At 45.2% G+C, this 8,763-nt stretch carries 10 protein-coding genes and 1 pseudogene; 7 read left to right on the plus strand and 4 right to left on the minus strand.

Annotation, left to right across the window (positions count from 1 at the left end; all coding sequences use genetic code 11):
- From PHX29_06495 to PHX29_06505, 3 genes and pseudogenes are all read left to right on the plus strand, one after another.
- Nucleotides 1-101: pseudogene (locus PHX29_06495) on the plus strand (integrase core domain-containing protein).
- 169 nt (nt 102-270) lie between these two features.
- A complete protein-coding gene (locus tag PHX29_06500; protein ID MDD5605533.1) occupies nt 271-594 on the plus strand; it encodes a PadR family transcriptional regulator in 324 nt (107 codons plus the stop codon).
- Between the two features lie 2 nt (nt 595-596).
- A complete protein-coding gene (locus PHX29_06505) occupies nt 597-1,136 on the plus strand; it encodes a DUF2812 domain-containing protein (protein MDD5605534.1) in 540 nt (179 codons plus the stop codon).
- A gap of 1,211 nt (nt 1,137-2,347) precedes the next feature.
- On the opposite strand, the gene PHX29_06510 is transcribed toward PHX29_06505, so the two are convergent.
- Nucleotides 2,348-4,210, minus strand: a complete 1,863-nt coding sequence (locus PHX29_06510; GenBank protein MDD5605535.1) for a zinc dependent phospholipase C family protein — start codon at nt 4,208-4,210, stop codon at nt 2,348-2,350.
- A gap of 9 nt (nt 4,211-4,219) precedes the next feature.
- On the minus strand, nt 4,220-4,939 hold the full coding sequence (locus PHX29_06515; protein ID MDD5605536.1) for a hypothetical protein: 720 nt from the start codon (nt 4,937-4,939) through the stop codon (nt 4,220-4,222).
- Between the two features lie 148 nt (nt 4,940-5,087).
- On the opposite strand from PHX29_06515, the gene PHX29_06520 reads away from it, so the two are divergent.
- A complete protein-coding gene (locus tag PHX29_06520) occupies nt 5,088-5,261 on the plus strand; it encodes a glycerol-3-phosphate acyltransferase (protein ID MDD5605537.1) in 174 nt (57 codons plus the stop codon).
- Between the two features lie 391 nt (nt 5,262-5,652).
- Here PHX29_06520 and PHX29_06525 read toward each other — a convergent pair whose 3' ends face one another.
- The gene (locus tag PHX29_06525; protein MDD5605538.1) at nt 5,653-5,865 is read right to left on the minus strand and encodes a TOBE domain-containing protein; all 213 of its coding nucleotides are present in this window, start codon (nt 5,863-5,865) and stop codon (nt 5,653-5,655) included.
- Nucleotides 5,866-6,183: 318 nt separating this feature from the next.
- On the opposite strand from PHX29_06525, the gene PHX29_06530 reads away from it, so the two are divergent.
- Genes PHX29_06530 through PHX29_06540 form a run of 3 tightly spaced genes read left to right on the plus strand, consistent with a single transcriptional unit; the run spans nt 6,184 to nt 8,359 of the window.
- Entirely contained in the window at nt 6,184-6,897 is a 714-nt protein-coding gene (locus PHX29_06530; GenBank protein MDD5605539.1) for a DNA alkylation repair protein, read from the plus strand.
- A gap of 38 nt (nt 6,898-6,935) precedes the next feature.
- Nucleotides 6,936-8,135: a M28 family peptidase gene (locus PHX29_06535; protein MDD5605540.1), complete on the plus strand. Its 1,200-nt coding sequence runs from the start codon at nt 6,936-6,938 to the stop codon at nt 8,133-8,135.
- 32 nt (nt 8,136-8,167) lie between these two features.
- Nucleotides 8,168-8,359 (plus strand): DUF3795 domain-containing protein, encoded by a 192-nt coding sequence (locus tag PHX29_06540; protein MDD5605541.1) that lies wholly within the window; start codon nt 8,168-8,170, stop codon nt 8,357-8,359.
- Between the two features lie 105 nt (nt 8,360-8,464).
- On the opposite strand, the gene PHX29_06545 is transcribed toward PHX29_06540, so the two are convergent.
- Nucleotides 8,465-8,763: hypothetical protein (locus PHX29_06545; GenBank protein ID MDD5605542.1), on the minus strand; the 299-nt coding region annotated here is incomplete at its 5' end.

An 8,763-nucleotide genomic window follows, 5' to 3' on the forward strand; every position in this document is an offset into this window, starting at 1 on the left:
TACTGGTCGAACGGTGGCGCTAGGAGTATAATCATGTCCGGCCACACAGTGCCATAGGATACCGTCCACCGGCTCCAGAGGTGAAAATACTAACTGTGTAGGTGATACCCTACTTGGGGGCTGGTCAAGGTATCAATAGGTGGTATCAATACACCACTAATTCCTCATAAGCCACCTGATTATTTCCTAATCCTTTATTGTAAACGATTCATACTTGACATCTTATATCACGTCGTGATATACTACGCCATGATATAACAAGGGGTATAAATGGGAAAAGATAATAACCTAGAAAAAGCACGAAAGCGCTATATTCCGATGAGCGAGACGATGCTTTATATTCTTTTCTCGCTGAAACAGGAACGTCATGGCTATGCCATTATGCAGTTCGTAAAAGAGCTGACTAAAGGACGGGTTATCCTTGGAGCAGGAACAGTCTATTCAAGCATAGGAAAACTTGAGAATGATGGTCTTATAAACGGTATCCGTGAAGAAGAAAGGCGCAAGATATACAGTATCACATCACTGGGAAGAGAAATCCTGCGTGAAGAGACCGCGAGGATAACAGAACTATACCGGAATATCAAGGAGTGACTATGTCTGACAGAAAAATTGTCCTATTCTCGGCATTTCGCTACTTGTTGCCGTCTGATTACGAAAACTGGCTGGAACGGATGGCAGCAGAAGGATGGCACTACAACCGTTTCAGGCAATGGAGTTCGATATTGATGGTCTTTAGAAAAGGCGAACCGAAACGATACCGTTTTGTCTACGATCCCCAAGTCTCACCACGTCAACAATATATACCCACGTATGAGCAATTCGGATGGAAATACCTCGGCCGTATGGCAAGCGCTCATTTCTGGCGTATGGAATATGAAGGTGAACGGCCGGAAGCGTTTAGCGATCATGAAAGTATGGTAAAACGCAATAGGCGTACAATTGCTGCAGTTTCCGTTTCTTTTATAATATTCCTGATAGCGGTCCTGGCCATCGGCATATTGCTTTTGTTCTTTGCTGACTCGCTATCCAACACAGACCGGTCCCAGCTTGTTATTGCTGAAGGGTTTTTCGGAGCGATTATGATAACGCTGGGAGTAGTTATGTTGTTACTCAGGAAAAATGAATCACGCTAAATTAGTCTAGTAATAGGATGCAGGAAAAGATTGGCGATTTTTACATCAAAATATTTGTCTTTTTACTGTTATATACTGAGTTCAAAAACTAAGTTAAAGTCCTTGGTAGTACTACCTATTGATACCTGGGCTCCACCTTAGGGGATTCGAACCGACCTATGGGATACTGAAGGTAAGGCATGTCTTTCGTAACGCATGCTCTACGAGGCAGGATTCGAACTTAACGGCTTCTCATGCCTATCTGAGGCTATCTGCTAACGGCTTTTGTAACTTCTAACTCATTAGCAAAATCTGATAAGTCAATTGTAAACAATTTGGGATTAGCACTCCCCCCTTGTCCAATTTCGCGGATTTGTGCGCGAGGCTGCCCACTCGCCTTGCTTCGCAAACCTGTAGACTTTTGACCGGCTCTCCCCCCGTCCTTACCTAGCCTGTTTTAAATTAAACACATTGACCTGGTAATGGTGATTTGTTAACCAATGGAAGGGTGGAAGTTGGGACTAATAAAAATTATTAGTACAATATTAGGCCATGAATAAGCATCAATCACATATAAAAGCCAGATTTGGTATTGGTTTCTTATCGATGACTATCACGTAGAAAATTAAGCTTATAGAGCCTTAACCAGAGAAAGCTCAATTGAGCAAGGATACTGTTAACCTCGACCCGGCTGATAATTTCCTCCAGCTACTCATAGGTTCTACTGCCAAAGTACCCCAGATATCGATCCGGGGGATTTCCTTAAAAAATATGATTTGGTTTTAATACTTGACATTACTGTAACGAAGATTTGCATAGTATATGGGTTAGAAAGGTTGCAAAGGTTTGGTAAAATATGTGTGCTCTAAAAAAACAAGCTATTGACTTATCCAATAATCAGCGTATAATCGTAAGTAGATAGGTGCGTTGCGGAACCGCCTAAATAAAGTGAAGGAGGTAGAAATAGAAAGAATTAATGGCCACGTTATGCCGATGGAAATTTCCTTACACATGCTCCTCACTGATGTTTGGTGATTGGATATAGAATATCAGCAGAGGAGCGCAAGAAGGTTTCTAAGCTTCTCGTAGATTATTAGCCTACAAAGGCATATCTGGTTTTGATTACCAGTTTGGAGAAGTAGGAAGCGAAGACAAAGGCTCCGGTTAAACAACCGGAGCCTTTTTTTTATATTTGTACCTGACTAACGCCTGCAAAGAGAGTGTTGTAGTTATTAAACATATCTTTCGTCGGCTATATTGTGGCCGGGCAGTGTACCCGTCCATTGCTTATATCCAAAACCACGGTCCGAATCCAAGTTCCAATTGGCCAACGTAACCGGGCTTTCGGGATTACTGATCATCCAGGTTGCCACATTAACGGCACTGCCAATACTGGCTAGCGGTTCCTGGAATTGCCCGGTGGCTCCGCCATATGAAGTATAAATACTGCGTGTATCGACTGGGCTCTTGGCGTAGGCGTAAGAAGCCAAAGCATCCAGGTTGAGCGGAAAATCTTCTATAAAACCTCCCAGCAAATATCTCATTTGCTGTTTCACCTGCTCCTCACTAGCACTATTCCCACTAATGTTCATTTTGTACCAGGAAGCGGCCGTTTGCGGTAATTCCAGGGGTGTGTCCGGGCACTTAAGGCAACTACCGGAGTGATATGTATGCGGAAATTCATTTGTAGTGCCACAATAGCAGGGCAGTAAAAGGTTTCTGCCGTGAGCAGTGTATACCATTTCTATTGAGGGGTAAACCAGTCCGCTCAGAGAGATGTAGTCCCGCAGTGAGGTCAGTATTTTGTACAGGCTAAGCTGGATTACATAGATCAACCCCAACACCACTGCCACCGCTGCAGCCATCGGTAATGCCAGTAAAAACTGGAAGATTTGCACAATGCTCTCAAATGTCCACGCCAGTAATTCACCCAGGTATTCAAACAACTCACCGATAGCTTCTATAGCGCCCCGGTAGCAATCACGTGATCTTTCAGTCAGACCAAAGGATAGGAAATCCAGCACACCGCAATCCCCTTCAAATATATCCGGCGGTGAAGGCGGAGCACTGAAATCCCTCAATGCTTCTTCCAGGATGCGCATTACATCTGAAAAGGGCTCCTCTGGTTTTTTAATTTTCCCGCTTAAAAAACGCGTAACGCGGCTGAACAACATGTAAGTTTCTTCCAGGTTGGTTTTGGTTAAGAATCCATCTCCGCCCATAAGAGTGGGATGTGGTTTGCCGGTATAGGTATCTATAAAGCTGGCGTGGAGCTGATCGATAACTCCACCCGGCAGGCTTTCAGGCAGGTTCAAATAGTCCATCAAATCACTGCAAATATCCTGATTTCGATAATTATGTAAAGCCCAGCTATCCAGAAAACTCTCCATTACAACATGGCGCTGTACGTGGGTACGATAGGGGCCTCCCACAATCTGGTTGACATAGCCGTGTCCTACCAGATCGGTGGCGATATGGGTCATATAAGCATAGGCATAAGCCTTTTGCTGAGGAGTGCTGGCATTCTTGAGAAGGTTGCCAGCGAAAGTGCCTACGTGACGGTAATGTAACATATCAAACCAGTACCACTGGTGTTCCGCCTTGCCGTCCTGCAGCGCTGGTTTGAAAAGGTTATATATACTATGAGCTGCAGTGGGAGTATTGGCCATGTCCGCCACCAGGTTGTCCACCCCTATGGCTGCCGCCAGTGCACCATACTTCAAGGTTTCTTCAAATAAACCAGCCGTTTCCTTGAACTCCGAAACCACGGCCATGATCAGGTCGTAAGACGGCCCCAGAATTGCTGATGCCACGTCACCGGCAGCGTCTTTGATTTCTCCAATAGCATCGGCGATATCAGCTATTATGGAATCGTTGTAGATTCCAACCAGTGTGTCCCATGCATCATATACACCGAGTAAAACAGTGCAGATTTCATAGTCTGGTGCCCAGAAAAAGATATCCGGCCCAATTGCACCGACAACTGCCAGATCACGGTTTTCAAGTAGAGTATTGGCCGGTGTAGTGACTCGATACTCGGCCAACCTGGCGGCAGTCTGCTCCATAACAATGCTGTGAACTGCATATTTGGGCATAAGCTCTCCTTAAACCCCGGCGTAAAGATACTTGCGCCGGCCGTCAACCGAAGTGAGATAGGCAGCATCATCAATGGTAAATCTGGCCGGGTCCAACAATGGATCGTAAAGAATAAGCCATACCCCGTCCATGTACGACCGGTCTATGGATATCCTTCGGGGAGCATTGGATCCGGAAGGCAGGCTGACCATTTCCCGGGATGCAAACTCACACAGGCTATTGGGAAAGGTGAAGGGGAAAAGATCTGATTCAGCCGCGTATACCCGGCTGGATTTTACGGCTGAATAGGCAGTAATAGTGGGTGGCTCGGTACGTGGGGGTGAATGCCATCTGTATACTTCGAAAAAGGCCATCGAAGACCCGTAACCATCGTTGGCTAAAAAAACATCCAGTACATCAACGCCTGCTCCCATGTGGGTCAGACCAATGGGCTTGATGGCAAGATAGGGACGAATGTCATGAACAGGAAAATCCGGGCTTACAAGTTCGGTTGATACCGGGGTGGAGGTAGTGGGTTGGGAGGTAGTAGTAGTTTTAGGGGTGGTTGTAGGAGTTTTAGTGTTAAAAAGGTCACAGGTACACTCACAACCCATTCCCAGCATATCACCATAAAAATACGCCAGAACACCCAGGCCGCCCAGCACAACCGCCCCGGCAACCAGCTGCCTGCGGGTTATTTTACCTTCTTCCCCTGCACCCGGGCTTTCCCAACCCGGCTTCCCACCCATTCTTTATCTCCTGCCAGGACAGGAAAAACACACTTACGGCGACCGGCCTTTTCAATAAATGAAGCACCGTACAACAATAATAAAGGCTGCTGTTGCCGGTGTCAATAGAAAAAAGTTCCTGCCTTAAACTAATCTTCGCACCATATCAGTGAAGGCACTCTTCCTGGTTGCTTATATTATTACCAAACACAAGTTGAACATAAACATATGTTACGTTAGTACAGAAAACATAGGTAGTGCCAATGTTATCCGGGAAGTTGGCAAGCGGGAAGGTATTCCTACTCTGTTTATTGATATAGGCAAGGCTACTCTTATCGTTTAAATTGCACTATTGCCGGGTCTATCGCAGTTCTGGATTGGGGCAACAGGATTCGCCGCCGTGCTTCCTATTCTTTATAGTAAGCAAAGCCTACCGTTCCGGTTCCAACGGCATATCCCATGACTGGAGTCAGTTCGGTCAGCCAGAGTTCCCTGCAATTAAAATCAGCAAACCCTCATCTTCGTTGCCTCGCAGTGGGTATTGATAACACGTACAATGAGAAAACAAGTTACCCATCGTATAACAATTGCCTATTTACTAAAATCCATACGAGCAATAATTACGAGGCTAAAGCCACTATATAAGACTGCCTCATAATTGTTAAAGCAATGACTAGAATGTCAAACTATATAATGGTTAAGTTAATCTATGATCTTTGTTATAAGGACTGCCTTTAGTCTTCTCTTACTACCAATACACTTATAGCTTTGACCAGCAATATAACCTTATCGCCAGCTTTTAAATTCAGATCATCCAGTGAATCAAGAGTCATAACAGAACCCATTCTTGAATTCGCCGGAATTTCAAGATCAACGTATCCCATTATCCCATCTTTTTTGACATGTTTGACCACAGCCGATAGTTGGTTACGTGCTCCGTATTTCATTTTCCCCTCCTACTACTATATTTACACATATTCTTAGCAATAATTGTTGGCAGTCAGCGAAATGGGACAGTTTTCCCTACCGAAGACTTTAGCATAAACAAGTAGCATTCACAAGCTATCTGGAGCAACATACCAGAGTATTTTTAAGAATCCAATGGTATCACCAGATTTGCTTGGGGTATCCTCCGGAGCATGTGTTGGGGCGGCCATCGCTATCCTACTCAATTCCAATAGCTTGGTCATTCAGGTAGGAGCTTTTGCAGGAGGCTCTTCTAACTATTCTTGTTTACCTGAGAATCTCCGGTATATAATCGTTAAATGAAGACAAACATCATATCGGTCATAAGACAAGAATTAAAGCTTCAGGTCGATGAGAAGACAAAGCAGAGTTACCAATCATTCTTTAAGGAGCCGGTCATAGCCTATGGGGTTAAGACTGCAGTCGTAAATAAAATCGCCAAAGACCGGTTCAAAGACGTTAAATCCCTGGGGAAACAAGCGATATTCGCGCTATGCGAAAAGTTACTTGAATCGGACTACAATGAAGAAGCTTTTATCGCCCTGCAATGGGCTTATTGGCTGCATAATGAATATGAGCCTGCCGATTTCGCCATACTGGAAAGGTGGGTCGAGAAATATATTAATAACTGGGCGAAATGTGACACTCTCTGCAATCACGCAGTCGGCTCATTCATCGAGCGCTATCCACAGTATATTGACGACCTCAAGAAGTGGACATCCTCAGGAAACCGGTGGCTGAGACGGGCTTCGGCGGTGACGCTCATCATTCCAGCAAAAAAGGGGAAATTCCTGAGCGACATTTTCCAGATAGCCGATAGTCTATTGCAGGATAAAGACGACCTTGTCCAGAAAGGTTATGGCTGGATGCTTAAAGAAGCCAGCATCGAACACCAGGAAGAAGTGCTTGATTACATCATGCGAAATAAAACCCTTATGCCCAGAACAGCACTAAGATACGCTATTGAGCGCATGCCGAAAGACCTGAAGCAAAAGGCGATGGCGAAGCCTTAGGAACAAGATCATTCCCATTGCCAGGAATGGAGGTGCACATGCAGGAGTCGGAGAAAGCAAAAGGATATTTGGATGCTTTATGCGGTGTAAAACCGAACCGACGTACTGGATCACCGGGAAACCGTGAGGCAACAGATTTCTTTAGTGCTATGGTGGAGAAATGGAATTACGAAGTTGACACGACTCCATTTCCTTGTTTGGATTATGAAAGCGGGAAGGCATGTTTGACTTGCCGAGGCCAGTCCTATGATATATATATCAGCCCCTTTTCTTTGGAATGCGATGTGACTTCGGAACTGATGACAGTATCGACAATTGCCGAGTTGGAGAATTGTCAGTGCAGGGACAAGGTGTTATTGATGCGGGGCGACATATGCTCAGAGCAGTTAATGCCCAAGAATTTTGTCTTCTATAACCCGGACCACCATAAGAGAATATATGCTCTCTTAGAAGAGAAACAACCAGCTGCGATCGTCGCGGCAACGGAGAAAAAACCGGAACTGGTCGGAGCACTCTATCCCTTCCCGCTAATAGAAGATGGGGATTTTATTATCCCGTCGGTATATTGCACTGATATTGTGGGCAAGGAAATAGCAGTGAATACCGAGAAGGTGTTCCGTTTAGCAACCGAAGCCAGGCGCATCCCATCAACAGCGTGCAATGTTATCGCACGGAAAAACCATGGCGCAACCCGAAAAATCGTCATAAGCGCTCATATCGATGCCTACTGGAGCACACCTGGAGCACTGGATAATGCTTCCGGTACAGTCGTTCTACTGCTGCTCGCCGAAATGCTTAAGGATTACGAAGGCAAGTCAGCTATCGAAATAGTCGCATTCAATGGAGAAGACTACTATAGCGCCGGCGGACAGATGGATTACTTAAGCCGATACGGGGAAGATTTTGATAAACTTGCTCTTGCCGTCAACTTGGATGATTTAGGCTACAAGCAGGGAAAAACTGCTTATTCTCTATACGAATGTTCGAACGACATCGAGCAGAAAGCATACGATATCTTTAGTCCTTATTCCGGCATGGTAAAAGGAAACCCGTGGTATCAGGGAGACCACATGATGTTCGTACAGAAAGGCAAACCGGCGATCGCCATGACATCTGAAAAGATGCCGGAGTTAATGGCTTCCATAACCCACACCTCGAAAGACACTCCGGACCTGGTGGACTGTGAAAAACTGGTCGAGGCAGCCAGCGCACTGAGAGATTTTATACAGGCTTATTAAAGAATTCCTTTGGATAATAGCGGGAGCGATAAATGGAGATGGAAGAACAACTCATTGCCCCTTGTGGGATGAATTGCGGGTTATGCGTTAGCTACCTGGCGATGAAAAACGATCTTAATAAAAAAGGATTCTCCAGAAAATACTGTCCTGGCTGCCGACCGCGTGGTAAAAACTGTACATTTATGGCACAACAATGTGATCTGGTGGGAAAAGGGCAGCGTTAACCATACACAATATCCGATTATTAACCCGGCTTTGCCTGCAATCCCTATTTACCTGGCAATTGCAACCATTACTTGGTCAACAAACAAGGCTGTTGATCGTTAACTCTAAAGCTTACTGACAGTATAATCGTAAAAGTTAGTAACCCAGATATTGGCTCCGTCAAAGGCGATGCCACGAGGACTAATTCCAACGTCATAGGTACCTACCAATGATCCGTCACTGGCTTTAAGCTTGGTTACAGTATCATCGTAAATGTTCGCAACCCAGATATTGGCATCGTCAAAGGCGATGCCAGTAGGACCAATTCCCACGGCATAGGTACCTACCAATGATCCGTCACTGGCTCTAAGCTTGGTTACATTTTCGCTAACACGGTTAGTAACCCAGATATTGGCACCGTCAA

It is taken from the genome of Dehalococcoidales bacterium (genome assembly GCA_028717385.1).
GTDB lineage: Bacteria > Chloroflexota > Dehalococcoidia > Dehalococcoidales > CSSed11-197 > CSSed11-197.